The sequence below is a fragment of the Streptomyces mobaraensis genome, from assembly GCF_020099395.1.
Classification (GTDB): Bacteria; Actinomycetota; Actinomycetes; order Streptomycetales; family Streptomycetaceae; genus Streptomyces.
In genome coordinates this window covers 6,599,026-6,625,055 of sequence record NZ_CP083590.1, presented here as the reverse complement: position 1 = coordinate 6,625,055, position 26,030 = coordinate 6,599,026, and the positions used below count along the sequence as shown (strand labels likewise).

At 68.7% G+C, this 26,030-nt stretch carries 17 protein-coding genes, 3 rRNA genes and 1 riboswitch; of the genes, 5 read left to right on the top strand and 15 right to left on the bottom strand.

The window, feature by feature from the left end; genetic code table 11:
- Nucleotides 1-358: 358 nt before the first annotated feature.
- The gene (locus K7I03_RS29430) at nt 359-1,855 is read right to left on the bottom strand and encodes a glutamate-cysteine ligase family protein (protein ID WP_185940770.1); all 1,497 of its coding nucleotides are present in this window, start codon (nt 1,853-1,855) and stop codon (nt 359-361) included.
- A gap of 479 nt (nt 1,856-2,334) precedes the next feature.
- Here K7I03_RS29430 and K7I03_RS29425 point away from each other — a divergent pair, with 479 nt between their 5' ends.
- Nucleotides 2,335-2,931 carry a hypothetical protein gene (locus K7I03_RS29425; RefSeq protein WP_185940769.1) on the top strand — a complete coding sequence of 199 codons (597 nt, stop codon included), beginning with the start codon at nt 2,335-2,337 and terminating at the stop codon, nt 2,929-2,931.
- A gap of 344 nt (nt 2,932-3,275) precedes the next feature.
- On the top strand, nt 3,276-3,482 hold the full coding sequence (locus K7I03_RS29420) for a DUF5999 family protein (RefSeq protein ID WP_004947198.1): 207 nt from the start codon (nt 3,276-3,278) through the stop codon (nt 3,480-3,482).
- An 88-nt stretch (nt 3,483-3,570) separates the two neighbouring features.
- Here K7I03_RS29420 and gcvP read toward each other — a convergent pair whose 3' ends face one another.
- Nucleotides 3,571-6,456: an aminomethyl-transferring glycine dehydrogenase gene (gene gcvP / locus K7I03_RS29415; protein ID WP_185940768.1), complete on the bottom strand. Its 2,886-nt coding sequence runs from the start codon at nt 6,454-6,456 to the stop codon at nt 3,571-3,573.
- A gap of 192 nt (nt 6,457-6,648) precedes the next feature.
- Nucleotides 6,649-6,770: riboswitch (glycine riboswitch) on the bottom strand.
- 191 nt (nt 6,771-6,961) lie between these two features.
- On the opposite strand from gcvP, the gene K7I03_RS29410 reads away from it, so the two are divergent.
- Nucleotides 6,962-7,375: a PRC-barrel domain-containing protein gene (locus K7I03_RS29410; protein WP_185940767.1), complete on the top strand. Its 414-nt coding sequence runs from the start codon at nt 6,962-6,964 to the stop codon at nt 7,373-7,375.
- A 159-nt stretch (nt 7,376-7,534) separates the two neighbouring features.
- Here K7I03_RS29410 and K7I03_RS29405 read toward each other — a convergent pair whose 3' ends face one another.
- From K7I03_RS29405 to K7I03_RS29340, 13 genes are all read right to left on the bottom strand, one after another.
- A complete protein-coding gene (locus tag K7I03_RS29405) occupies nt 7,535-8,944 on the bottom strand; it encodes a DNA polymerase IV (RefSeq protein ID WP_185940766.1) in 1,410 nt (469 codons plus the stop codon).
- 146 nt (nt 8,945-9,090) lie between these two features.
- Nucleotides 9,091-9,834, bottom strand: coding sequence for a MerR family transcriptional regulator (locus tag K7I03_RS29400; protein ID WP_185940765.1), 744 nt, complete (start codon nt 9,832-9,834; stop codon nt 9,091-9,093).
- A gap of 201 nt (nt 9,835-10,035) precedes the next feature.
- Nucleotides 10,036-10,509: a bifunctional nuclease family protein gene (locus K7I03_RS29395; protein WP_004947186.1), complete on the bottom strand. Its 474-nt coding sequence runs from the start codon at nt 10,507-10,509 to the stop codon at nt 10,036-10,038.
- Nucleotides 10,510-10,586: 77 nt separating this feature from the next.
- Nucleotides 10,587-11,369: a transcriptional regulator FtsR gene (ftsR, locus tag K7I03_RS29390; protein ID WP_185940764.1), complete on the bottom strand. Its 783-nt coding sequence runs from the start codon at nt 11,367-11,369 to the stop codon at nt 10,587-10,589.
- A gap of 73 nt (nt 11,370-11,442) precedes the next feature.
- Complete coding sequence (locus K7I03_RS34430) at nt 11,443-12,279, bottom strand: FHA domain-containing protein (RefSeq protein WP_398858175.1); 837 nt, start codon at nt 12,277-12,279, stop codon at nt 11,443-11,445.
- A gap of 130 nt (nt 12,280-12,409) precedes the next feature.
- Nucleotides 12,410-13,306: a DUF881 domain-containing protein gene (locus K7I03_RS29375; RefSeq protein ID WP_185940763.1), complete on the bottom strand. Its 897-nt coding sequence runs from the start codon at nt 13,304-13,306 to the stop codon at nt 12,410-12,412.
- A gap of 5 nt (nt 13,307-13,311) precedes the next feature.
- Nucleotides 13,312-13,644, bottom strand: a complete 333-nt coding sequence (locus K7I03_RS29370) for a small basic family protein (RefSeq protein ID WP_004947174.1) — start codon at nt 13,642-13,644, stop codon at nt 13,312-13,314.
- The gene (locus tag K7I03_RS29365) at nt 13,641-14,558 is read right to left on the bottom strand and encodes a DUF881 domain-containing protein (protein WP_185940762.1); all 918 of its coding nucleotides are present in this window, start codon (nt 14,556-14,558) and stop codon (nt 13,641-13,643) included. The genes K7I03_RS29370 and K7I03_RS29365 overlap by 4 nt, the downstream gene beginning before the upstream one ends.
- A gap of 102 nt (nt 14,559-14,660) precedes the next feature.
- Nucleotides 14,661-17,156 carry a mannose-1-phosphate guanyltransferase gene (locus tag K7I03_RS29360; RefSeq protein ID WP_185940761.1) on the bottom strand — a complete coding sequence of 832 codons (2,496 nt, stop codon included), beginning with the start codon at nt 17,154-17,156 and terminating at the stop codon, nt 14,661-14,663.
- Between the two features lie 96 nt (nt 17,157-17,252).
- A complete protein-coding gene (locus K7I03_RS29355) occupies nt 17,253-17,861 on the bottom strand; it encodes a CDP-alcohol phosphatidyltransferase family protein (protein WP_185940760.1) in 609 nt (202 codons plus the stop codon).
- A gap of 150 nt (nt 17,862-18,011) precedes the next feature.
- Nucleotides 18,012-18,128 (bottom strand): 5S ribosomal RNA (rrf, locus tag K7I03_RS29350).
- Between the two features lie 78 nt (nt 18,129-18,206).
- Nucleotides 18,207-21,329, bottom strand: a 23S ribosomal RNA gene (locus tag K7I03_RS29345).
- A gap of 277 nt (nt 21,330-21,606) precedes the next feature.
- Nucleotides 21,607-23,133 (bottom strand): 16S ribosomal RNA (locus K7I03_RS29340).
- The 16S, 23S and 5S rRNA genes sit together here, the layout of an rRNA operon.
- Before the next feature lie 598 nt (nt 23,134-23,731).
- On the opposite strand from K7I03_RS29340, the gene K7I03_RS29335 reads away from it, so the two are divergent.
- The gene (locus tag K7I03_RS29335) at nt 23,732-24,181 is read left to right on the top strand and encodes a PTS sugar transporter subunit IIA (RefSeq protein WP_185946032.1); all 450 of its coding nucleotides are present in this window, start codon (nt 23,732-23,734) and stop codon (nt 24,179-24,181) included.
- Between the two features lie 106 nt (nt 24,182-24,287).
- Nucleotides 24,288-25,958: a phosphoenolpyruvate--protein phosphotransferase gene (gene ptsP / locus K7I03_RS29330; RefSeq protein WP_185946037.1), complete on the top strand. Its 1,671-nt coding sequence runs from the start codon at nt 24,288-24,290 to the stop codon at nt 25,956-25,958.
- The last annotated feature ends 72 nt before the right edge of the window (nt 25,959-26,030 follow it).

Sequence of the window (26,030 nt, the reverse complement as noted above, 5' to 3'; positions counted from 1 at the left end):
GGGACGGGGACGGCGGCCGACCCGGCCGGGACGCCCGGACGCTCCCCCGCGTCATGTTCTGCCGCGTCGTGCCCCTCCGCGTCACGGGCGCCCTGTCGCGTCGCTCTGTTCACTCGTGGTCCACTCCTGCCTGCGCCCCTCGCCGTACCGCCCGCGCGTCGTCGCGTACGGCTCCGCGGCGGTACCGCCACCGCGTCGTCCCAGCTTGCCCGACGGCCGCGGGCCCCGACCACAGAGGGGCTCGTCTCGCGAGGTCGCGAGGTCGCGAGGTCACGAAGTCGCGAGCTCACAAAGTCGCGAGCTCACGAGGTCGCGAGGTCACGAAGTCGCGAGCTCACGAGGTCGCGAGGTCGCGAGGTCAGGCGATCCCCACCGGCCAGGTGTGCACCGGCTCCCCGGTCGCCATCAGCTCGCAGTAGCGCCGCGTGGTGGCGGCCAGCGCGGCGTGCCGGTCCAGGCCGCGGTCGCGCGCCGCGTGGTAGGTGGCGGCCTGCCAGGACGCGCCGTTGGCGCGCCGGCGGCAGCGGCCCTCGATGACGCCGAGGTAGCGGTCGCGGTCGGCGGGTTCGACGCCCCAGGCGTCGAGGCCGGCGGCGGCGAGCGGCAGCAGTTCGTCGCGGACCAGCCGGACGGCGGGCACCTGGGCGACGCCTCCGTTGCGTCCTTTGGGCCAGCGCAGCACGGCGTCGATGCCGTGCCGGCAGGCGGCATCGAAGTTGTCGGCCGCGGCGGCGAACGGCAGCCGCGTCCACACCGGGCGCGGTTCCTCCGCGAGGGCCCGGACGAGCCCGTAGTAGAACGCCGTGTTGGCCAGCACGTCGGTGACGGTCGGTCCTGCGGGCAGGACGCGGTTCTCGACCCGCAGGTGGGGGACGCCGTCGGCGATGCCGTAGACGGGCCGGTTCCAGCGGTAGACGGTGCCGTTGTGCAGGACGAGTTCGTCCAGTCGCGGCACCCCGCCCGCGTCCAGCACCCGCAGGGGGTCCTCGTCACCGCTGATGGGGAGCAGCGGGGGGAAGAAGCGGAGGTTCTCCTCGAAGAGTTCGTACGCCGAGTCGATCCACCGCTCCCCGAACCAGGTGCGCGGCCGTACGCCCTGCGCCTGCAGTTCGGGCGGGCGGGTGTCGGTGGACTGGACGAACAGCGGCGGCCGGCTCTCGCGCCACAGCTCGCGGCCGAAGAGGAACGGGGAGTTGGCGCCCACCGCGATCTGCGCGGCGGCCACCGCCTGGGCCGCGTTCCAGACGGCGGCGAACCGGCCGGGGGTGACCTGGAGGTGCAGTTGCACCGAAGTGCAGGCGGCCTCGGGACAGATGGACCGCGCGGTGCAGGTCAGCCGTTCGACGCCGGCGATGTCGATGCGGACGTCCTCGCCGCGGGCGGCCATCACCTGCTCGTTGAGAAGCGCGTAACGGTCGGCGGCGGAGAAGTTGTCGGGTACGAGGTCGGACTGGCCGAGGGTCGGCAGAATGCCGATCATCACTATTCGGGAGCCCACTTCCCGGGCTTTCCGGTCGGCATAGGAGAGGCCGGTGCGCAGCTCTTCGGCGAGTTGGTCGAGAACGCGTCCCGACAACCGGTGCGGGACAATGTTCACTTCCAGGTTGAATTGACCGAGTTCGGTCTGGAAATCATGGCTCGCGATACGCTCCAGCACCTTGGCATTCATCATGCTCGGCATACCGTCGGAGCCCGCCAGATTCAACTCGATCTCCAGCCCCATAAGGTTCCGGGGCCGGTCGAAACGCTTCTCCTCCAGTAACCTCCCCAGCCCTTCCAGGCACTGCCGGAGCTTGTCCCGGTGCCGCTGCCGGTCGTCCAGGCCGAACTCCACGGCGGCGACCTTCTCACCCATGGACGCGTCCTCCTCCAGCGGTCGCCCTCGGCGCCGGCCCGTTCCCGTCACGGTCGATGATGCCCAGACGAGGCGATCGAAACGCCTCACCCCGTCCCCGTATAACCGGTAGGCTGGCAGCCAAGCGCACTCCGGCACATTCCGATGGCATGACGGCAGCTCATGGCATGTCGCATTGCGCTGGTGATAAACACCGACGAGTTTCGGCCGACCGTTCCCGGGAAAGAAACCGAGGTCAGGTGTGCGCGACCGGGAACGAAAACACCGAAAACGACCCCGCAGGCGGCCCTGATTTCCCCTTGCCGGAAATACCGGCGACAGCTAGCCGAAACACCCTGTGAACATGTGTCGTATAAACTCGGAGTGAGGCAGAGAGTAGGCGCCCCGGCAGTCGGTCCCGGCCCCCCTCTGACCCCGCACACCGACAGCGTCGTCACCTGCCAGCACCTGCGTGTCTCCGAAGTGAGAGGCGACCCATCATGCCGCTGCACATCCCCCCTGCCCCCGCGCCTGCCCTCCGTAGCGTCCGCACCGCCCTCGGCTCCCCCACCGCGGTCCGGGAGACCCGCACCCCGTCCCTGAAGGCCGCCCAGGGAGCGCTCAGCTGCGAACTCCCGCTCCCCGTCCACGTGCTGGAACAGCACTCCCCGGCCGGCGCCGCGCCCCGCACCCGGCTCACCGGCTGGCGCTTCCTGATCAAGGAGGACGAGCGCGCCATCGCCGCGGGCGAGGCCCGGCCGACCGCCGACGGCTGGACGTTCTCGCACTTCTTCGAGGGACCGTACGTCGTCTCCACCGAACTCGCCCTGCGGCAGGCGGAGTCGCTGTCGACGCCGTACCAGCCGCGCCTGCTGACCGTGCCCGGCCTCTACATGCTGACCTTGTGGCTGCACGGCGACATCACGGCCGACGCGGAGTCCGGCCTGCCCGCCCCCGGCGACCTCCTGGTGCCGCTCGCCCCCGCGCCGCCCGGTATCGCCGCCCACCGTCCGCACCGCTTCGCCGACCTGCTGCCGGTCCTCACCCTCCGGCTGACCCCGCCCCCTCTCACGGCACCGATGCTGAAGACCGCCTGACACGTACCGACGGCGCCCCGCGACCCCTCCGGCCGCGGGGCGCCGCGCCGTTCCCGCCCCTCCCGCCCCCGTGCACCCCCCTGCCACTCCATGTCACCCACACGGCCCAGCGCGCGGAGGTCGACCCGAACCGACCGAAGGAGCAGACTTGTTGACAGCAACCGTCCGCATGGGTGACGCGTCTTCCCCCACAGCGGACCGCTGCTACGAAATCCCTGCGGAATCACGCCCGTAGGGCAACACTGGGACCGACAGACCACATCGTCACGGGGGGCGGCATGACCACCGCATCGAGCCGCAGCACAGCGACAGCAGCAGAGACATCCCAGCGAAAGAACCCTCCCATGTGCCAGCACCATCCCGCGTGCCCGTCAGCCGATTCCGCCGACCGGGAAGCCGCCCACCTCGTGGCGCACTTCCCCCAGCAGGGCTGGAGCCTGCTGTGCAACGGCGTCCTCTGCTTCGAGGACACCGGCGAACTGCTGCCGGACGGACAGATCATCGCCCCGCACCGGCCGCTCGGCGCCGAGCATGTGGTGACGGCGGCCTGACGCACCACGCACCACCCGCACCACGTACGACGCGACGAAAGGGCCGGCCCGGCGTTCCCGCCGGACCGGCCCTCCGCTTGTGCCGGGATCAGCCCTCGTACTCATCCAGCGGCGGGCACGAGCAGACGAGGTTGCGGTCACCGAACGCACCGTCGACCCGGCGCACCGGCGGCCAGTACTTGTCGGCCGCGGAGACACCGCCCGGGAAGACCGCCGTCTCCCGGTCGTACGGGCGCTCCCACGCACCGGCGATCGACGCGGCGGTGTGCGGGGCGTTGCGCAGCGGGTTGTCGTCCTTGTCCCACTCGCCGGAGCCGACCTTCTCGATCTCCGCGCGGATCGCGATCATCGCCTCGCAGAACCGGTCGAGTTCGCCCAGGTCCTCGCTCTCGGTGGGCTCGATCATCAGCGTGCCGGCCACCGGGAACGACATCGTCGGCGCGTGGAAGCCGTAGTCGATCAGGCGCTTGGCGACGTCGTCGACGGTGACGCCGGTCGCCTTGGTGAGCGGCCGGAGGTCCACGATGCACTCGTGGGCGACGAGGCCGTTGGGACCGGTGTAGAGCACCGGGTAGTGCGGCTCCAGGCGCTTGGCGATGTAGTTGGCGCTCAGCACCGCGACCTGGGTCGCGGCCTTGAGGCCCTCGCCGCCCATCAGCCGGACGTAGGCCCAGGAGATCGGCAGGATGCCGGCCGAGCCCCACGGCGCGGCCGAGATCGGGCCTACCCCGGTCTCCGGGCCCGCGGCGGGCTGGAGCGGGTGGTTGGGCAGGTACGGCGCGAGGTGGGAGCGGACGGCCACGGGGCCGACGCCCGGGCCGCCGCCGCCGTGCGGGATGCAGAAGGTCTTGTGCAGGTTCAGGTGCGAGACGTCGCCCCCGAACTCGCCCGGCTTCGCCACCCCCACCAGGGCGTTGAGGTTGGCGCCGTCCACGTACACCTGGCCGCCCGCCTCGTGCACGAGACCGCAGATCTCGCTGATGTGCTCCTCGAACACGCCGTGCGTGGACGGGTAGGTGACCATGAGGACGGCCAGCTCGTCGCGGTGCTTCTCGATCTTTGCGCGCAGGTCGTCGGCGTCGACCTCGCCGTCCTCGCCCGTCTTCACCACGACGACGCGCATGCCGGCCATCACGGCGCTGGCCGCGTTGGTGCCGTGCGCGGAGGACGGGATGAGGCACACGGTCCGCTGCTCGTCGCCGTTGGCGCGGTGGTAGGCGCGGACGGCCAGCAGACCGGCCAGCTCGCCCTGCGAACCGGCGTTGGGCTGGAGCGAGACCTTGTCGTAGCCGGTGACCTCGGCCAGCCGCTCCTCCAGCTCGCGGATGAGCGTGAGGTAGCCCTCGGCCTGCTCCGCCGGGGCGAACGGGTGCAGCGCGCCGAACTCCGGCCAGGTGACCGGCTCCATCTCGGTCGTCGCGTTGAGCTTCATGGTGCACGAGCCCAGCGGGATCATGCCCCGGTCCAGCGCGTAGTCCCGGTCGGCGAGGCGGCGCAGGTAGCGCAGCATCGCGGTCTCGGAGCGGTGCTGGTGGAAGACCGGGTGGGTAAGGAAGTCGGAGCCGCGCAGCAGCCCCTCGGGGAGCGCGTCGGCGGTGCCGGCGTCCAGCGCCTCCACGTCGGCGTCCACCCCGAACGCGGCCCATACGGCGGCCAGGTGCTCACGGGTGGTGGTCTCGTCGCAGGCGATGCCGACGGTGTCGGCGTCCGTACGACGCAGGTTGACGCCCCGCTCCAGGGCGGCGGCGACGATCTCGTCCGCCCGGCCCGGCACCCGCGCGGTGACGGTGTCGAAGTACGCGCCGTGCACGACCTCGACGCCGCCGGCCCGCAGGCCCTCGGCGAGCAGCGTGGCGTACCGGTGCACGCGGCGGGCGATGCCGGTGAGCCCGTCGGGCCCGTGGTAGACGGCGTACATCCCGGCCATGACCGCCAGCAGCACCTGCGCGGTGCAGATGTTGCTGGTGGCCTTCTCGCGGCGGATGTGCTGCTCGCGGGTCTGGAGGGCCAGGCGGTACGCCTTGTCGCCGTCCGCGTCGACGGAGACGCCGACGAGACGGCCGGGCAGGCTGCGCGCGTACTGCTCGCGGACGGCCATGTAGCCGGCGTGCGGACCGCCGAAGCCCATCGGGACTCCGAACCGCTGGCTGGTGCCCACGGCGATGTCCGCGCCCAGCTCGCCGGGCGGGGTGAGCAGCGTCAGCGCCAGCAGGTCGGCGGCGACGGTGACGATGGCGCCCAGCTCGTGCGCCCGCTCGATGACCGGCCGCAGGTCGCGGATGGCACCGGAGGCACCCGGGTACTGGAGCAGCACGCCGAAGACGCCGCGCTCGGCGATCTCGTCCGGGATGCCGGCGGAGAGGTCGGCGACGACGACCTCGACGCCGGTCGGCTCGGCGCGCGTCTCGATGACGGCCACGGTCTGCGGCAGGGCGTCGGCGTCGACGAGGAACACCCCGCCCTTGACCTTGCCCACGCGCCGCGCGAGCGCCATCGCCTCGGCGGCGGCGGTGCCCTCGTCGAGCAGGGACGCGCCGGAGGTCGGCAGCCCGGTGAGGTCGGCGACGACGGTCTGGAAGTTGAGCAGGGCCTCCAGGCGGCCCTGGGAGATCTCCGGCTGGTACGGGGTGTACGCCGTGTACCAGGCGGGGTTCTCCATGACGTTACGGAGGATCACCGGCGGGGTGAACGTGCCGTGGTAGCCGAGCCCGATCATGGGCACGAGCACCTGGTTGCGGTCCGCGAGACCGCGCAGCTCGGCGATCACCTCGGCCTCGCCGCGGGGCGCGGGGAGCCGGAGCGCCTCGGCGCTCTTGATCACGTCCGGCACGGCGGCGGCGGTGAGTTCGTCCAGCGAGCCGAAGCCGACATGGGCGAGCATCTTCGCCTGCGCCCCGCTGTCGGGGCCTATGTGGCGGCCGGCGAAGGGAGTGCCGCGCTCCAGGTCGGAGAGGGCGATGCGGTGGGCGGTCATCTGCGGGGGCCTCCTGGTCATTGCGACCTGCGAGGGGTACCACGGCGCGGGTACCCGGACGGCCTCCCCCTCTGTCATCTCGACCTGAGAGCTTCACCGGGGCGACGTCAGACGCGACCCGGCTTTCACCGTCGGTGAGGAGGGGCTCGGCATGGTGCCCGGTCCGGTGCCCGCCCTGCTTTCCAGAGTGACCTCGTCCGCGCGGTACGGGTGCCTGAGAGATTCCGGGGAGGATTTGCTCCTTCGGCGCCCCCGTTGGACCCGCCGAGGCCGATGCCTCTCCGGCTCCTGGAGGACTCTCCCGCGCGGGGTCCACAGCCAATCGCCAGCCTACCAGCGGCGATGCCGACGACGGATCTCCCGGCCGGTGCTTTTCCGCGGGCTCCCCCATTACTCCTGATTGGCGGCTTATCTCGCCTCCCGAGGGTTTTCCCGGGCTTTGCGAGAGGTCTCCCGGGGGAACCAGGGGACAGAGAGGGGACGGAAGTGACTCCCGGGAGGACAGATGCAGTCGGATATCGATCCTCGGACCCTGATCGGCCGCAAGGCCTACGACCGCGACGGCGCGAAGATCGGCACGGTGGACGAGGTCTACCTCGACGACGCCACCGGCGAACCCGAATGGGCGGCCGTCCGCACCGGCCTCTTCGGCCGCGACGCCTTCGTCCCCCTGGAACCGAGCGAGGTCGTCGACGAGTCCCTGCGCATCCCCTACGACCGCACCCTCATCAGAACCGCCCCGGACCTGGGCGTAGGCCGCCACCTCTCCCCCGAACAGGAACTCCGCCTCTACCACCACTACCGCATGCCCTTGCCGACCCCGGACACACCGGCGCCCGGGACGGGCGGGAGGGAGCGGACCGGGCACGAATCGCAACGCCCCACCGACCCCGGGCAGGAACCAGGCCACAGTGCCTGAACCGCGCCCGCCCGGCCGCGGCAGGGGCCTGGCGGGCCGCCACGGCCCGTCCGGCCCGAGGACGCGCGCCGCAGGTGCGCTGGGGGGGGCGCGGGGGGCTGCCCCCGCAGGAAACGGTGAAAGGGCGGGGCTGGGGCACCCACCCGCGTCAGCGCACCCTCACCGCCCCGCTCCGGCGGCCACGCCACCGACAGGCGGCGGCGTCACCCCCTCCCCCACCACCGGCCGTATCAACGGCACCGGTTCCCCCGGCTCCAAATCCGGATCGTCGACGGAGAACGTCCGCACCCGCCCCGGCCCCTCCGACCACGGCTCCTCGAACCGCACGGTGACCCGCCCGAGCCCGCTCCCCTGCACCCACCCCCGCCCGAGCTCCCGATGCACCACGTCCAGCCCCGGCAACCACCGCCGGGCGGGCGACGCGCCGTCGTCGGCCCGCGCCTCAGGCGCCCCCTCGGCATCCGGAAGTCCGCCGTCACCCGCGGCCGCCTCCGCGGCCAACGCCTGGGCGAACAGATCCTCCTGCGTGTAATCGGCGAGCCCGCTCACCCCCACCCCCAACAACCGCACCCCCGCCGTCGTATCGACCCCCTCCAGCAACCGAGCGGCCGCCTCCCGGACCACCGCCGGGTCGTCCGTCGGCCCCCGGAGCGTCTCGGAGCGCGTCAGCGTCGAGAAGTCGTACCGTCGCACCTTGATGACGACCGTCCGCCCCGACCGTCCGGCCGCGCGCAGCCGCCGGACGCAGCGGTCGGCGAGGCGCGCGAGCTCCAGCTGCACCCGCGTCCGGTCGGTCAGGTCCTCGGCGAAGGTGTCCTCGACGGAGACGGACTTCGCGTCCCGCTCGGCCACGACGGGCCGGTCGTCATGGCCGGTCGCCAGGGCGTGGAGCCCGGCTCCGTGCGCCTTGCCCAGCAGCCGCACCAGCTCCGCCTCGCCCGCCTCGGCCGTCTCGGCCACCGTGTGGATGCCCGCGCGCCGCAGCGTCTCGGCGGTGGCGGGCCCGACGCCCGGGATCGTCCGTACCGGCATGGGCCCCAGCAGCTCCAGCTCCGTGCCCGGCTCGATGACGACCAGCCCGTCCGGCTTCGCCTGCTCGGAGGCGATCTTGGCGAGCATCTTGGACCCGGCGAGCCCCACCGACCCGCTGACCCCCGTCGCCGCCAGGATGTCCCTGCGCAGCCGCTCCCCCACCGCCCGTACGGCCGCCGAGTCCGGCTCGACGCCGCCCGCCTCCAGGTCGACGAACGCCTCGTCGAGGCTGAGCGGCTCCACCAGCGGCGACAGCTCGCCCAGCAGCCCCATGACCACGCCGCTCACCTGCTGGTACAGGCTGAAGCGCGGGGTCAGATAGGCCGCGTTGGGGCACAGCCGGCGGGCCTGGGCCGTGGCCATGGCCGAGTGCACCCCGAAGACCCGCGCCTCGTACGACGCGGTGGCCACCACACCGCGCGGGCCGATGCCGCCCACGACGACCGGCTTTCCGCGCAGGCTGGGCTTGGCCGCCTGCTCCACCGAGGCGTAGAAGGCGTCCATGTCGAGATGCAGGATCGTCGGTGAACCTCTCACACCACGAATGGTCCCGCATACCACTGACAATCGCGCTGACGTGCGACGACGAGCCCGTCCGTGCCACGCCACGCCCACGTCCCGCCCACGCGAAAGTGGGCCCGGGGAGGAACCCCGAGCCCGCTTCCTACCGCCTGGAGCCGCTCTCAGCCCGCCCGGTTGCGCCGCCGCGCCAGCTCGTCCTCCGGGTTGTGGCCGATCAGCGTCTCGCCGGTGTCCACCCGCTCCCCGTGGAGCTGGGCGAGCGCGCTCTCGACGTCCCGCCAGACCACCCCGACGGCGATCCCGAAGACGCCCTGGCCCCCCTGGAGGAGCCCCACGACCTCGTCGGGGGACGCGCACTCGTAGACCGTCGCGCCGTCGCTCATCAGCGTCATCTGCGCGAGGTCGGCCATGCCACGGGAGCGCAGGTGCCGGACGGCGGTGCGGATGTTCTGCAGCGAGACACCGGTGTCCAGCAGCCGCTTGACGATCTTGAGGACGACGACGTCCCGGAAGCTGTACAGCCGCTGGCTGCCGGACCCGTACGCGGGCCGGACGCTCGGCTCCACGAGCCCCGTGCGCGCCCAGTAGTCGAGCTGCCGGTAGGTGATGCCAGCCGCCGCGCAGGCGGTGGGCCCGCGGTAGCCGATGGTCTCCGTGGCGGGCGCCGCGCCGCCCTCACCGTCCGCGTCTCTCGAACCGCCGGCCCGGGGCCCCCGCTGGGCGGTGACCGCCGCGGCGGGGACGGGGGTGCTTCCCACGGTCCCCACGCTTCCCACGCCGCTCAGGCCGTGGGCGGGGGTACCGCCCGCACCGTTCAGGCTATGAGGGAGGGTCACCGGTTCGACCGATCCCCCGCGCAGCGGATACGGACTGCCGACCGCTGTACCGTCGCCCGTGCTTCTCACGCCGACCTCCGTCCTTGACCTGCCTTCTCGACGGTAGGCAGTCGCTCGGGGTGCGTCAACGATCGCCACACTCGGCACGCCGAGTGATAATCACCCTGAGAGTGGTTTTACGTGTCCCCGCAGGGGAAAGGCTACTCGAATACCCTGCCGCGGCCCCGGGCACGCCCTGGTGAGCCTGCCGAAAGGGGCTCGCCGGCCGCCTCACTGGCTGTTGGTACCGAAGTCCTCCGGCGAGATCTGGTCGAGGAACTCGCGGAACTTCTCCACCTCGTCCTCCTGCTCGTCCGGGATGGCGATCCCCGCGTCGTCCAGCACCCCGTCACTGCCGTAGATCGGCGTTCCGGTGCGCAGGGCCAGCGCTATGGCGTCGGACGGCCTGGCGCTCACCTCGACTCCGCTGGCGAAGACCAGCTCCGCGTAGAACACGCCTTCGCGCAGGTCCGTGATGCGGACCTCCGCGAGCTGCTGCCCCACCGCCTCCAGCACGTCCTTGAACAGGTCGTGGGTCAGCGGTCGGGCCGGAGCCATCCCCTGCTGGGCGAAGGCGATCGCCGTCGCCTCCCCCGGTCCGATCCAGATGGGGAGGTAGCGGTCGCCTCCCACTTCGCGCAGGAGCACGATCGGTTGGTTGGAGGGCATTTCCACCCGGACACCCACGACATCGAGCTCGTTCACACAGCAACCCTAGGACGTGCTCGGCCGGTTTGGGTAGTCGGGGCCGCCCTCGGTCACTGTCCGCACCGCCCCGGCGGTCACTGCCCGCGCGACTGGAGCGCGGAGCGCACCAGCGCCGCGTGCAGCCGGACGGACAGCCCGGCGAGCTCCCGGGCGGTGGCCTCGGCGTGCGCCCTGGTCTGCGGGTTGCGGTGCCTGCGCAGGGGTGCGACCACCTGTTCGACCAGGCCCGCCTCGCGGTCCGCCGCGGCCTTCACGGCCCGGAGGTGCCGCGGCTCCAGCCCGAATCGTCCCAGGTCCGCGACGAGGCGGGCGACGGCCACGGAGTCGGCGCCGAATCCGCCGTCCGGGTGGGGGACGACCAGCCCGTACGACTCCCACTCCACGAGCTCACCCTCGGTGACCCCGGTGAGCTCCAGCAGCTCGGCGCGGCCGATCCGCCCGCCGGGCCCCACGGGAACGGGCTCGGGTGCGGCCTCCACCGGGTCCTCGGGCCCTTCGACGAGCTCCCCGAGGTCGAGGCCGTCCCGGGGCTGTCCGGGGGCGGGCAGCGGGATCCGCTCGCCGCGGGCCAGCGCGTCCAGGTGCTCGCGGATGACCTTCAACGGCAGGTAGTGGTCGCGCTGCATCCGCAGCACCTGGGCGAGCCGCTCCACGTCCGCCGTGCTGAACTTGCGGTAACCGGACGGCGTGCGCTGCGGTTCGACCAGGCCCTCCGCCTCCAGGAAACGGATCTTGGAGATGGTGACCTCGGGGAACTCCTCGCGCAGCAGGTTGAGCACCGTTCCGATGCTCACCAGCCGGCCCTCCGCACCGGCGGTGCCGGAGGAGCCGGCACCGCCCGACGGTGTCTGAAGCATGGCTCTTCCCTTGCTGTCCTCCGGGGCGGCTGTCTCCCGGGCGGCTGTCCTCCCGGACCACGTCCGGGAGGGGTCAGATGGCCCGCTGGCTGCCGAAGAAGACCAGGCGGTACTTGCCGATCTGCACCTCGTCGCCGTTCGACAGCACCACCGAGTCGATCTGCTCCCGGTTCACGTACGTGCCGTTGAGGCTGCCGACGTCCGTGACGCTGAAGCCGCCGTCCTGCCCCCGCCGGAACTCCACGTGGCGGCGCGAGACCGTGACGTCGTCGAGGAAGATGTCGCTCTGCGGGTGGCGGCCCGCCGTGGTCACCTCGCCGTCCAGCAGGAAGCGGCTGCCCGAGTTGGGACCGCGCCGGACGACCAGCAGCGCCGAACCCATCGGCAGCGCCTCCACGGCGGCCTGGGCCTCCGGGGAGAGCGACGGGATGGCCGTCTGGCCGGTGGTCTCGGAGTCGTACGCCTCCAGACCGGAGATGGAGATCGTGGACGTGGTCTCCGAGGCGCGCTCGGCGACGGCACCCGGCCGCAGCGGCGCACCGCAGTTGGAGCAGAACCGGCTGTTCTCGCCGTTCCGATGACCACACCTCGTACAGACCGGCAACGCAGCCCCTTCCCCCGCACCCGACATCGGCGTACCGAGACCTATGCGCGCGGTCGCCGTGGGGTCGCCGGGAGGAACTCCCTGGCCCCCCGGGGCGCCGCCGTGGACACCCGCCTGGTCGCGGAAGAGGGGACGACCCTCCTGGCCCCGCTCATCGCCTTCCACCGGGGCCTGGGCCCGGTGGCGCGCGGAACCGCCGCCGCTCTGGCGGGAGCTCTTGCCGAACAACTTCGCAAACAACTTCACGGGCGATTCCCCTTGACCGAAACAGACCCGCCCGTGGGGCAGGACAAAACCTCGCTGCACACACCGTCCGACCTGGACATCCTTACAACGTCCAAGGCCGATGGACAGTTTCCATCACGCACCCCCGTCTTGGTGCGCCGACCCCCCGCAACTTCCCGCCCTCCCCGCAGAACCCCTGCGTTCGCCCGCCTCACCGCGATGACGACCGAGCGTAGTCAGGCCGCTTCGCCGGACGCAAGGCGTCGACAACGATCTTCTCAGACCGGGAGATGTCCACCCCGGCCTGCTCCTTCTGCAGAGTCTGCACCACACCACCGGGGATGTTGAGAGCGGGCTTCAGATCGTCGGGCTTGCCGATGACCTTGAACTTGTAAGGCTGCGACACCTTCTTGCCGTCGATCTCCACCTTCCCCGCGCCACCGGAGAAATATGTGTCGGCGGCCACCCGGACATCGTTGAGCTGGATCGCCTCAGCGCCGGCCGCCCGCAACTCCTGGACGGCGTCCAGCAGCATGTCGGGCTCCACGGCCCCCTTGCCGTCGCTCACCGTGAGGACGATGCCGGGCCCCTGGGCGGCCACCGTGCCCGCCAGGATGCCGAGCTGCTGCTCCTTCTGCGCCGTCTGCTTACGGGCCTCGGCGGCCTGGTTGGAGCTGCTCTCCAGCTCCGTCCGCTGGCCCTCCAGCTTCCGCTTCTCGTCCTCGAGCCGCTTGGTGCGGTTGTCGAGTTCGTCCAGGATCCGCACCAGGTCCTCCTGGCGCGCACCGCGCAGCACGCTGCTCTCGCTGTTCGACCGCACCTGGATCGCCAGACCCAGGCCCAGCACGCACAGCAGCAGGGCGACGGTCAGCTGGGCCCGGGTGAACCGGGGCGGCCACAGGCCCTTCACCAGCCGCTGACGGCCCGTCAGGGGCGGTTCCCCGGGCGGCTCCGGCGCGGGGGACGGACGCGTCCCGCCGGCGTCCTCCGGGCCTTCCGCTTCCCCGGCCGGCCGCGCCTCGGGGCCGTCCGGCGCGGTCGCCTTCCGCTCCTGCTCTCCCCGGCCGGGCTTCTCCTCCGGCCGCTCGGGCGTGTCGTCGTCGCTCATCGGCCTCACGCCCGGAACACATGCCGCCGGATGGCGGCGGCGTTGGAGAAGATGCGGATGCCCAGGACGACCACCACACCGGTGGACAACTGCGCCCCGACGCCCAGTTTGTCGCCCAGGAAGACGATGAGGGCCGCGACGACCACGTTCGACAGGAACGACACCACGAAGACCTTGTCGTCGAAGATGCCGTCCAACATCGCCCGGAGCCCGCCGAACACCGCGTCCAGGGCCGCGACGACGGCGATGGGGAGGTAGGGCTCGACCGCCGTCGGCACCACGGGGCGGACGACCAGTCCGACCACGACTCCCACGATGAGGCCCAATACGGCGATCACGATGTGCCCTTCCCTGTGTCGGCGGCGCGGCCGGCCGCGCCACCCCCCTGCGGCCGTGCGGTTCGTACGGTCAGACTCGGCGCGGGCGACAGCCGGATGTCGTCCTCGACGGAGATGCTGGCCCTGACCCCGTAGTTCTGCTGGAGGACGTGCAGGTACTGGCCGTCGACGCTGTCCTGGAACGAGGTGCTCATCCGCCGGCCGTCGCCGATCGCCAGCACCGTGTACGGCGGCGCCAGCGGCTTGTTGTCCACCAGTATGGCGTCCCCGGCCGCCCTGATCGCCGACAACGAGGTCAGGCGCTGGTCATTGATCGCGACGGCCTCCGCACCGGCCTGCCACAGGCCGTTGACGACGCGTTGCATATCGCGGTCGCGCACCCGGCCGGTGTCGGAGAAGCCGCTGCTCTCGCGAGGGCCACCGCCCCCGCTCTTCGCCTGCTTGGCGTCATCGACGACCACCTTGACCCCGGGGCCGTGCACCGGCGTGGCCCCGGCGAGCAGGGACACCAACTCGGCCTTGTCGCCGCCGTGTTCCTCCAGCGCCTCGCGCTGCCGGTCCCCGACGGTCTCCCGCAGCCCGTTGACGTTCTTCTGCAGCGCGTCCGCCGCCGCCGTCTCCTTCTCGATGCGGCCGATGAGCTGCTCGCGCTCCTTGGCCAGCGTCGGTGCCGATATGCGCGCCTGCGCGGCACCCAGCGTCACCACCACGGCGGCCAGCAGCAGCGCCGCGGCCAGCCCCAGCTTCGCCCGGAGCTTGCCCGGCAGCCCCTGGCCGCCCTCGGCCCGCCGGGCCGCCGCCTCCGCGTAGCCGTCGTCCAGGCTGTGGTCCATCACATTGGTCAGCAGCGACATGGAGGCGTCGGGGCGCGGAGGCGGTGCGGGGGTCCTCCGAACGGGGGGCTGCTGCGACATGCCGCACATCGTCGCACGTCGGGGGCGTCGTCTCCCAATGGCCCCACCGGCGTGCCGGAACGGGACCGGGAAGACGACGCCCTCGCGTGCCGTCCGGGGCCGCTAGCGGCCCGCGCCGTCCACCACGGCGGACCACTCGTCCAGCAGCGCCTGGGCGGACGCGTCGTCAGGCCCCTCGGCCCACAGGTGCGTCACGGCCTCGGCCGGGTCGGGGAGCACCATCACCCACCGCCCGTCGGCCTCGACCACCCGGACGCCGTCGGTCGTGTCGACCGAGCGGTCCCCGGCCGCCTCGACCACCTGACGCATCACCAGGCCCTTGACCGCCCACGGCGTGGCCAGGTCGCGCCGCAGGACGTGCGCCCGGGGGATCCGGGCGTCGATCTGGCTGAGCGTGAGCTGCGTCCGCGCCACCAGGCCGACCAGCCGGACGAACGCCGCCGTGCCGTCGAACACGCTGCTGGACTCCGGCACGATGAAGCCGCCGCGCCCGTCGCCGCCGAAGATGGTCGAGTCCGCCCGGCCGACCCGGGTCAGGTCGTCCGGCGAGGTCGTCGTCCACTCCACCTGCGTACCGTGGTAGGCGGCCACCTGCTCGGCGATCCGGGTCGTGGTGACCGGCAGCGCCACCCGTCCGGACCGCCGCTCGGCGGCGACCAGGTCGAGCATGACCAGCAGCGCGCGGTCGTCCTCGACGATCCGCCCCCGCTCGTCCACCAGCGAGATCCGCTCGCCCACGGGGTCGAACCGCACGCCGAACGCGGCCCGCGCGGAGGCGACGATCTCCCCGAGCCGGACCAGGCCGGACCGCCGGGCGTCGGCGGTCTCGGTGGGCCGCGCCTCGTCCAGTCCGGAGTTGATGGTCAGCGCCTCCACGCCGAGCCGGCCGAGGAGGCTGGGGAGAACGAGTCCGGCGCTGCCGTTGGAGGCGTCCACGACGACCTTCAGCCCGGCCTCGGCGACGCCCGTGGTGTCGACGGACCGCAGCAGCGAGCCCGTGTACGAGTCGTAGACGCTCGACGGGAAGGACAGGTCGCCGATCTCGCCCGGGAACGCGCGCCGGTACTCCTGGCGGGCGAAGACGCGGTCCAGCTTCCGCTGCCCGGCCTGCGAGAGGTCGGCGCCGCGCTCGTCGAAGAACATGATGTCGACGGAGTCCGGCACCCCCGGCGTGGTGCGGATCATGATGCCGCCGGCGCTGCCCCGCGCGGTCTGCTGCCGCGCCACGGGCAGCGGGACGTTCTCCAGGTCCCGTACCTCGATGGCGCTGGCCTGGAGGGCCGAGATGACGGCCCGTTTGAGGGCGCGGGCGCCGCGGGAGTGGTCGCGGGCCGTGGTGACGGTGGCGCCCTTCTTGAGCGTCGTGGCGTACGCGCCGGCCAGCCGGACGGCCAGCTCCGGGGTGATCTCGACGTTGAGGATGCCGGACACCCCGCGCGCCCCGAACAGGTGCGCCTGGCCGCGGGACTCCCAGATGACCGAGGTGTTGACGAACGCGCCGGCCTCGATCGTCTTGAAGGGGTAGACGCGGACGTTCCCCTGGATGATCGATTCCTCGCCGACGAGGCACTCGTCGCCGATGACGGCGCCGTCCTCGATCCGGGAGGCGCGCATGATGTCGGTGTTCTTGCCGACGACGCAGCCGCGCAGGTTGCTCTGCTGGCCGATGTAGACGTTGTCGTGGACGACGGCCTTGTGCAGGAACGCGCCGCTCTTGACGACGACGTTGGAGCCGACGACGGTGTGCTCGCGGATCTCGGCGCCGGCCTCGACCTTGGCGTAGTCGCCGATGTAGAGGGGGCCGCGGAGTTCGGCGTCGGGGTGGACCTCGGCGCCCTCGGCGACCCAGACGCCGGGCGAGATCTCGAAGCCGTCTATGTCGACGTCCACCTTGCGCTCGAGGACGTCGGCCTGGGCCTTGACGTAGCTCTCGTGGGTGCCGACGTCCTCCCAGTAGCCCTCGGCGACGTAGCCGTAGATGGGCTTGCCTTCCTTCATCAGCTGGGGGAAGACGTCACCCGACCAGTCGACCGGGACGTCGGGCGCCACGTAGTCGAAGACCTCGGGCTCCATGACGTAGATGCCCGTGTTCACGGTGTCGGAGAAGACCTGGCCCCAGGTCGGCTTCTCCAGGAAGCGCTCGACCTTTCCGGCATCGTCCACGATGGTGATGCCGAATTCGAGCGGGTTGGGCACCCGGGTGAGGCAGACCGTGACGAGGGCGCCCTTTTCCTTGTGGAAGCGGATGAGATCCGTCAGGTCGAAATCGGTGAGGGCGTCGCCCGAGATGACGAGGAAGGTGTCGTCCTTGAGGGCCTCTTCCGCATTCTTGACGCTGCCCGCCGTGCCGAGTGGCTTTTCCTCGTTGGCGTAGGTGAGCTCCATGCCGAGCTCCTCGCCGTCACCGAAGTAGTTCTTCACCAGTGAGGCGAGGAACTGGACGGTGACCACCGTCTCCGTGAGCCCGTGCCGCTTGAGGAGCCGGAGTACGTGCTCCATGATCGGGCGGTTGGCCACCGGCAGAAGCGGCTTGGGCATGCTTGAGGTCATGGGGCGAAGACGAGTGCCTTCGCCACCGGCCATCACGACGGCCTTCATGTCGGAAGCGTCCTCCTTGAGAGATGACGGACCACCGACCAATTCCCCTCGATCGCCTCCGTTGTACGTACGCGTGAACGTACGGCTACGACAGGATCAGTCGGCTGTGGTATCCGCCTTGACCAGTCGGCGGACTTGAACCACATAGAGGATCCCTGCCCACCAATAGAGGGTTGTACCCCATCCGGCGAACGCCCATCCGAAAATAGTGGCGGGCAGCTGGACCCAGCTGTCATTGTCACTGAGAAGCAGCAGCGGGAACGCGTACATCAAGTTGAAGGTCGCGGCCTTGCCCAGGAAGTTCACCTGGGGCGGCGGGTATCCGTGCCGTCGCAGGATCCCCACCATGACCAGCAGCATCGCCTCACGGGCCAGGAGGGCCGCGGTGAGCCACAGCGGCAGGATCTCCCGCCAGGTCAATCCGACCAGGGTGGAGAGGATGTACAGCCGGTCGGCGGCGGGGTCGAGCAGCCGGCCAAGGCTGCTGATCTGGTTCCAGCGCCGTGCGAGCTTCCCGTCGAGATAGTCGCTGACGCCGCTCAGCGCCAGCACCAGCAGCGCCCATCCGTCGCACTTCGGCCCGTCGAAGACGGGCTGGAGGATCAGCCACAGGAAGAGGGGGACGCCGACGAGGCGAGCCATGCTGAGGATGTTGGGGATGGTGAGGACGCGGTCGGTCTGTACGCGCGTCTCCTGGACCTCCACCCGGGGGCCTCCTGTGGGACGGTTCCTGTTGATTTCTTCTTGACCTTACCGGTAGCCGGCGACCTCGTCGGCAGCCGGGGTACGGTCGGTAAACGCAAGTAAGCCCTGGCAGGGAGCGATGCTCCCCACCAGGGCTTACTATCAAATTTTGCTCGGCGGCGTCCTACTCTCCCACACGGTCCCCCATGCAGTACCATCGGCGCTGAAAGGCTTAGCTTCCGGGTTCGGAATGTAACCGGGCGTTTCCCTAACGCTATGACCACCGAAACACTATGAAACAATTTCAAACAACCGGCACTTTGGTTGTTCGTGGTTTCAGAACCAACACAGTGGACGCGAGCAACTGAGGACAAGCCCTCGGCCTATTAGTACCAGTCAGCTCCAACCGTTACCGGTCTTCCACACCTGGCCTATCAACCCAGTCGTCTACTGGGAGCCTTACCCCATCAAGTGGGTGGGAGTCCTCATCTCGAAGCAGGCTTCCCGCTTAGATGCTTTCAGCGGTTATCCCTCCCGAACGTAGCCAACCAGCCATGCCCTTGGCAGAACAACTGGCACACCAGAGGTTCGTCCGTCCCGGTCCTCTCGTACTAGGGACAGCCCTTCTCAAGACTCCTACGCGCACAGCGGATAGGGACCGAACTGTCTCACGACGTTCTAAACCCAGCTCGCGTACCGCTTTAATGGGCGAACAGCCCAACCCTTGGGACCGACTCCAGCCCCAGGATGCGACGAGCCGACATCGAGGTGCCAAACCATCCCGTCGATATGGACTCTTGGGGAAGATCAGCCTGTTATCCCCGGGGTACCTTTTATCCGTTGAGCGACGGCGCTTCCACAAGCCACCGCCGGATCACTAGTCCCGACTTTCGTCCCTGCTCGACCCGTCGGTCTCACAGTCAAGCTCCCTTGTGCACTTACACTCAACACCTGATTGCCAACCAGGCTGAGGGAACCTTTGGGCGCCTCCGTTACCCTTTAGGAGGCAACCGCCCCAGTTAAACTACCCACCAGACACTGTCCCTGATCCGGATCACGGACCCAGGTTAGACATCCAGCACGACCAGAGTGGTATTTCAACGACGACTCCACACACACTGGCGTGCATGCTTCACAGTCTCCCACCTATCCTACACAAGCCGAACCGAACACCAATATCAAGCTATAGTAAAGGTCCCGGGGTCTTTCCGTCCTGCTGCGCGAAACGAGCATCTTTACTCGTAGTGCAATTTCACCGGGCCTATGGTTGAGACAGTCGAGAAGTCGTTACGCCATTCGTGCAGGTCGGAACTTACCCGACAAGGAATTTCGCTACCTTAGGATGGTTATAGTTACCACCGCCGTTTACTGGCGCTTAAGTTCTCAGCTTCGCCTGGACGAATCCAAGCTAACCGGTCCCCTTAACGTTCCAGCACCGGGCAGGCGTCAGTCCGTATACATCGCCTTACGGCTTCGCACGGACCTGTGTTTTTAGTAAACAGTCGCTTCTCGCTGGTCTCTGCGGCCACACCCAGCTCAGAGTGCAAGACTCATCACCGAACATGGCCCCCCTTCTCCCGAAGTTACGGGGGCATTTTGCCGAGTTCCTTAACCATAGTTCACCCGAACGCCTCGGTATTCTCTACCTGACCACCTGAGTCGGTTTAGGGTACGGGCCGCCATGAAACTCGCTAGAGGCTTTTCTCGACAGCATAGGATCATCCACTTCACCACAATCGGCTCGGCATCAGGTCTCAGCCTTAACGTGTGACGGATTTGCCTACCACACGGCCTACACCCTTACCCCGGGACAACCACCGCCCGGGCTGGACTACCTTCCTGCGTCACCCCATCGCTTACCTACTACAAGTCTGGATCGTCGGCTCCACCACTTTCCATTCCCCGAAGGGTCCGGAACGGCTTCACGGACTTAGCATCGCCTGATTCGATATTGGGCGTTTCAAAGCGGGTACCGGAATATCAACCGGTTGTCCATCGACTACGCCTGTCGGCCTCGCCTTAGGTCCCGACTTACCCTGGGCAGATCAGCTTGACCCAGGAACCCTTAGTCAATCGGCGCACACGTTTCCCACGTGTGTATCGCTACTCATGCCTGCATTCTCACTCGTGAACCGTCCACAACTCGCTTCCGCGGCTGCTTCACCCGGCACACGACGCTCCCCTACCCATCACAGCGGGCGTTGGCCCTCATGCTGCAATGACACGACTTCGGCGGTACGCTTGAGCCCCGCTACATTGTCGGCGCGGAATCACTTGACCAGTGAGCTATTACGCACTCTTTCAAGGGTGGCTGCTTCTAAGCCAACCTCCTGGTTGTCTCTGCGACTCCACATCCTTTCCCACTTAGCGTACGCTTAGGGGCCTTAGTCGATGCTCTGGGCTGTTTCCCTCTCGACCATGGAGCTTATCCCCCACAGTCTCACTGCCGCGCTCTCACTTACCGGCATTCGGAGTTTGGCTAAGGTCAGTAACCCGGTAGGGCCCATCGCCTATCCAGTGCTCTACCTCCGGCAAGAAACACACGACGCTGCACCTAAATGCATTTCGGGGAGAACCAGCTATCACGGAGTTTGATTGGCCTTTCACCCCTAACCACAGGTCATCCCCCAGGTTTTCAACCCTGGTGGGTTCGGTCCTCCACGAAGTCTTACCTCCGCTTCAACCTGCCCATGGCTAGATCACTCCGCTTCGGGTCTTGGGCGCGCTACTCATTCGCCCTATTCGGACTCGCTTTCGCTACGGCTTCCCCACACGGGTTAACCTCGCAACACACCGCAAACTCGCAGGCTCATTCTTCAAAAGGCACGCAGTCACGACACAAGAAGCAAGCTCCCTGTGCGACGCTCCCACGGCTTGTAGGCACACGGTTTCAGGTACTATTTCACTCCGCTCCCGCGGTACTTTTCACCATTCCCTCACGGTACTATCCGCTATCGGTCACCAGGGAATATTTAGGCTTAGCGGGTGGTCCCGCCAGATTCACACGGGATTTCTCGGGCCCCGTGCTACTTGGGTGTCTCTCAAACGAGCCGCAATGATTTCAGCTACGGGGGTCTTACCCTCTACGCCGGACCTTTCGCATGTCCTTCGCCTATCACTACGGTTTCTGACTCGTCTCACAGCCGGCAGACTATGAAAGAGAGATCCCACAACCCCGCCTGCGCAACCCCTGCCGGGTATCACACACAAACGGTTTGGCCTCATCCGGTTTCGCTCGCCACTACTCCCGGAATCACGGTTGTTTTCTCTTCCTGCGGGTACTGAGATGTTTCACTTCCCCGCGTTCCCTCCACACTGCCTATGTGTTCAGCAGCGGGTGACAGCCCATGACGACTGCCGGGTTTCCCCATTCGGACACCCCCGGATCACAGCTTGGTTGACAGCTCCCCGGGGCCTATCGTGGCCTCCCACGTCCTTCATCGGTTCCTGGTGCCAAGGCATCCACCGTGCGCCCTTAAAAACTTGGCCACAGATGCTCGCGTCCACTGTGCAGTTCTCAAACAACGACCAGCCACCCACCACCCCGACACCGAAGCATCGAGTTCACTGGGGCCGGACCGAAGGCAACAAGCTCACGCTCGTACCCTCAGACACCCAACAGCGTGCCCGGCCCAGCCTCTCCAGATCCTGTGTTCCACGCCGAAGCAGTACTAACAAGTCCCTCAAGACTGTGCCGAATAGTCAACGTTCCACCCATGAGCAACCGTACGAGTCATTCGCTCGTAGTCGGCTATGTGCTCCTTAGAAAGGAGGTGATCCAGCCGCACCTTCCGGTACGGCTACCTTGTTACGACTTCGTCCCAATCGCCAGTCCCACCTTCGACGGCTCCCTCCACAAGGGTTGGGCCACCGGCTTCGGGTGTTACCGACTTTCGTGACGTGACGGGCGGTGTGTACAAGGCCCGGGAACGTATTCACCGCAGCAATGCTGATCTGCGATTACTAGCAACTCCAACTTCATGGGGTCGAGTTGCAGACCCCAATCCGAACTGAGACCGGCTTTTTGAGATTCGCTCCACCTCACGGTATCGCAGCTCATTGTACCGGCCATTGTAGCACGTGTGCAGCCCAAGACATAAGGGGCATGATGACTTGACGTCGTCCCCACCTTCCTCCGAGTTGACCCCGGCAGTCTCCTGTGAGTCCCCATCACCCCGAAAGGCATGCTGGCAACACAGAACAAGGGTTGCGCTCGTTGCGGGACTTAACCCAACATCTCACGACACGAGCTGACGACAGCCATGCACCACCTGTACACCGACCACAAGGGGGGGCACTATCTCTAGCGCTTTCCGGTGTATGTCAAGCCTTGGTAAGGTTCTTCGCGTTGCGTCGAATTAAGCCACATGCTCCGCTGCTTGTGCGGGCCCCCGTCAATTCCTTTGAGTTTTAGCCTTGCGGCCGTACTCCCCAGGCGGGGAACTTAATGCGTTAGCTGCGGCACGGACGACGTGGAATGTCGCCCACACCTAGTTCCCAACGTTTACGGCGTGGACTACCAGGGTATCTAATCCTGTTCGCTCCCCACGCTTTCGCTCCTCAGCGTCAGTATCGGCCCAGAGATCCGCCTTCGCCACCGGTGTTCCTCCTGATATCTGCGCATTTCACCGCTACACCAGGAATTCCGATCTCCCCTACCGAACTCTAGCCTGCCCGTATCGAATGCAGACCCGGGGTTAAGCCCCGGGCTTTCACATCCGACGCGACAAGCCGCCTACGAGCTCTTTACGCCCAATAATTCCGGACAACGCTTGCGCCCTACGTATTACCGCGGCTGCTGGCACGTAGTTAGCCGGCGCTTCTTCTGCAGGTACCGTCACTCTCGCTTCTTCCCTGCTGAAAGAGGTTTACAACCCGAAGGCCGTCATCCCTCACGCGGCGTCGCTGCATCAGGCTTTCGCCCATTGTGCAATATTCCCCACTGCTGCCTCCCGTAGGAGTCTGGGCCGTGTCTCAGTCCCAGTGTGGCCGGTCGCCCTCTCAGGCCGGCTACCCGTCGTCGCCTTGGTAGGCCATCACCCCACCAACAAGCTGATAGGCCGCGGGCTCATCCTGCACCGCCGGAGCTTTCCACCACCAACCATGCGGTCAGTAGTCGTATCCGGTATTAGACCCCGTTTCCAGGGCTTGTCCCAGAGTGCAGGGCAGATTGCCCACGTGTTACTCACCCGTTCGCCACTAATCCCCTCCCGAAAGAGGTTCATCGTTCGACTTGCATGTGTTAAGCACGCCGCCAGCGTTCGTCCTGAGCCAGGATCAAACTCTCCGTGAATGTTTACCGGTCATCCGGTGCAACACTCGCGTTGAGCGGAACAACCAGGCGGAATAAGCCCGGTCGTTCACAGCGTCCTCGCTGTGTTTTTCAAAGGAACCTCATCCAGGACCACAAGGATCCGTGGACGGGGTTGTTTTATAGTCTGGCGTTGACTTTTGGCACGCTGTTGAGTTCTCAAGGAACGGACGCTTCCTTTGTACTCACCCGAGAGACTCTCTCAGGCTTTCCTCCGGGCGCTTCCCTTCGGTGTTCCACCACTCTATCAGGCGTTTTCCGCCTCTCTCACCACCCGCCTTTCCGTATGCACTGACGCATACGGGCAGACAAAAGCGGTCCCGAGAAAGGATCACATCTGAATGGAGTGCCACCCCCGTTACCGTGCTCGTCGGCTTTCGCCGCGGGCTCCGGTCGTGGGCAGGGATCCGACAGTACAGGCCTCCGGTCGGGAGAGGCAAATCGGTTACGGAGCGCACTGGCCGGGCGGGGGTGCGCTCGTGCGGAACCGTCAGTTCCTATGACTTAGGCTCTGATCAGTGCACCGTCCGGGACAGGTAGTGACGGTGCGTGATGAATCTCCACCCCTGGGAGGCTTCCCATGACCACCGTGTCGTCCCCGATCGCCGGACGCGCCATCGGACTCGCGGCAGTGCCCGATCCGGTCTTCTCCGGCGCGATGGTGGGACCCGGTACCGCCGTCGACCCCGTGCGTGAGCCCTCCGAGGCCGTCGCGCCCGTCGACGGTGTCGTCGTCTCGCTCCACCCCCACGCGTTCGTCGTCGTCGACTCCGAGGGGCACGGCGTCCTGACGCACCTCGGCATCGACACCGTCCAGCTCAACGGCGAGGGCTTCGAGCTGCTCGTCAACAAGGGCGACACCGTCCGGCGCGGCCAGTCCGTCATCCGCTGGAACCCGTCCGCCGTCGAGGCGGCGGGCAAGTCGCCGATCTCCCCGGTGATCGCACTGGAGGCCACCGCCGACGCGCTCGGCGACGTGCGCGAGGACGGCGACGTCAAGGCCGGCGACCAGCTGTTCAGCTGGCAGTAAGAGCGCAGCAGGGCTGCCGGGGCACCGGCGGAAACGGTTCAGCTGAACGCAACAGGGACGCGTTCCCCCACCGGCCGCGGCCGGTGGTCCCCTTCGAGAGGACATGATGGAAGCAACGCTGCGAGGCGTCGGCGTCAGCCACGGTGTGGCGATCGGCGAGGTCCGGCACATGGGCACGGCGGTGCTGGAGCCGCCGGCCAAGCAGATCCCGACGGACGAGGCACCGCGCGAACAGGGGCGCGCGCGCCAGGCCGTCGAGGCTGTGGCCGCCGATCTGATCGCCCGGGGCAACCTCGCCGGCGGCGAGGCCCAGCACGTGCTCGAGGCCCAGGCCATGATGGCGCAGGACCCCGAGCTGATGGCGGACGTCGAGCGGCGCATCGCCGTCGGCAGCACCGCCGAGCGCGCGGTCTACGACGCCTTCGCCGCCTACCGGGCGCTGCTGGCCGGAGCCGGCGAGTACCTGGCCGGCCGCGTCGCGGACCTGGACGACGTGCGCAACCGCATCGTCGCCCGCCTGCTGGGCGTGCCGATGCCGGGCGTGCCCGACAGCGACGAGCCGTATGTGCTGATCGCCCGGGACCTGGCGCCCGCCGACACCGCGCTGCTCGACCCGACGCTGGTGCTCGGTTTCGTGACCGAGGAGGGCGGGCCGACCAGCCACAGCGCCATCCTCGCCCGTGCGCTGGGCGTGCCGGCGGTCGTGGCGCTGCCGGGCGCCGGTGAGCTGGCCGAGGGCACGGTCGTGGCCGTGGACGGCAGCACCGGTGAGATCTTCGTCGACCCGAGCGAGGAGAAGCGCGCGGAGCTGACGAAGGCGGCCGAGGCGCGCAGGGCGGCGCTGGCCGCTTCCTCCGGTCCGGGTGCGACCTCCGACGGGCACAAGGTGCCGCTGCTCGCCAACGTCGGCGGTCCGGCGGACGTGCCGGCGGCGGTCGAGGCGGGTGCCGAGGGCGTCGGCCTGTTCCGTACCGAGTTCCTGTTCCTGGACGACAGCGCCAAGGCGCCGTCCGAGGAGAAGCAGGTCGAGGCGTATCGCAAGGTGCTGGAGGCGTTCCCGGAGGGCCGGGTCGTCGTGCGCGTGCTGGACGCGGGCGCGGACAAGCCGCTGGACTTCCTCACCCCGGCGGACGAGCCCAACCCGGCGCTGGGCGTGCGCGGCCTGCGGACGCTGCTGGACCACCCGGAGGTGCTGCGCACCCAGCTGACCGCGCTGGCCAAGGCCGCCGAGGGGCTGCCGGTCTACCTCGAGGTCATGGCCCCGATGGTGGCGGACCGCACGGACGCCAAGGCGTTCGCGGACGCGTGCCGCGAGGCCGGGCTGCGGGCGAAGTTCGGCGCGATGGTGGAGATCCCGTCCGCCGCGCTGCGGGCGCGCTCCATCCTGCAGGAGGTCGAGTTCCTGTCGCTGGGGACCAACGACCTCGCGCAGTACACCTTCGCCGCCGACCGTCAGGTCGGTGCCGTCTCCCGGCTCCAGGACCCGTGGCAGCCGGCGCTGCTCGACCTGATCGCTCTGTCCGCCGAGGCGGCCAAGGCCGAGGGCAAGAGCTGCGGCGTCTGTGGTGAGGCGGCGTCGGACCCGCTGCTCGCCTGTGTGCTGACCGGTCTCGGGGTGACGAGCCTGTCCATGGGCGCCGCCTCGATCCCGTACGTGCGGGCCACGCTGGCCAAGCACACGCTCGCCCAGTGCGAGCGTGCCGCCGCCGCGGCCCGTGCGACGGACTCGGCCGAGGAGGCCCGGCTCGCGGCGCAGGCGGTGCTGTCCGGCGAGTGAGCGGCGCCCGCGGGAGCGGGTGACCGTGGAGTGAGTGGGGTGAGGGGTGCCTGCCGGATGGCAGGCGCCCCT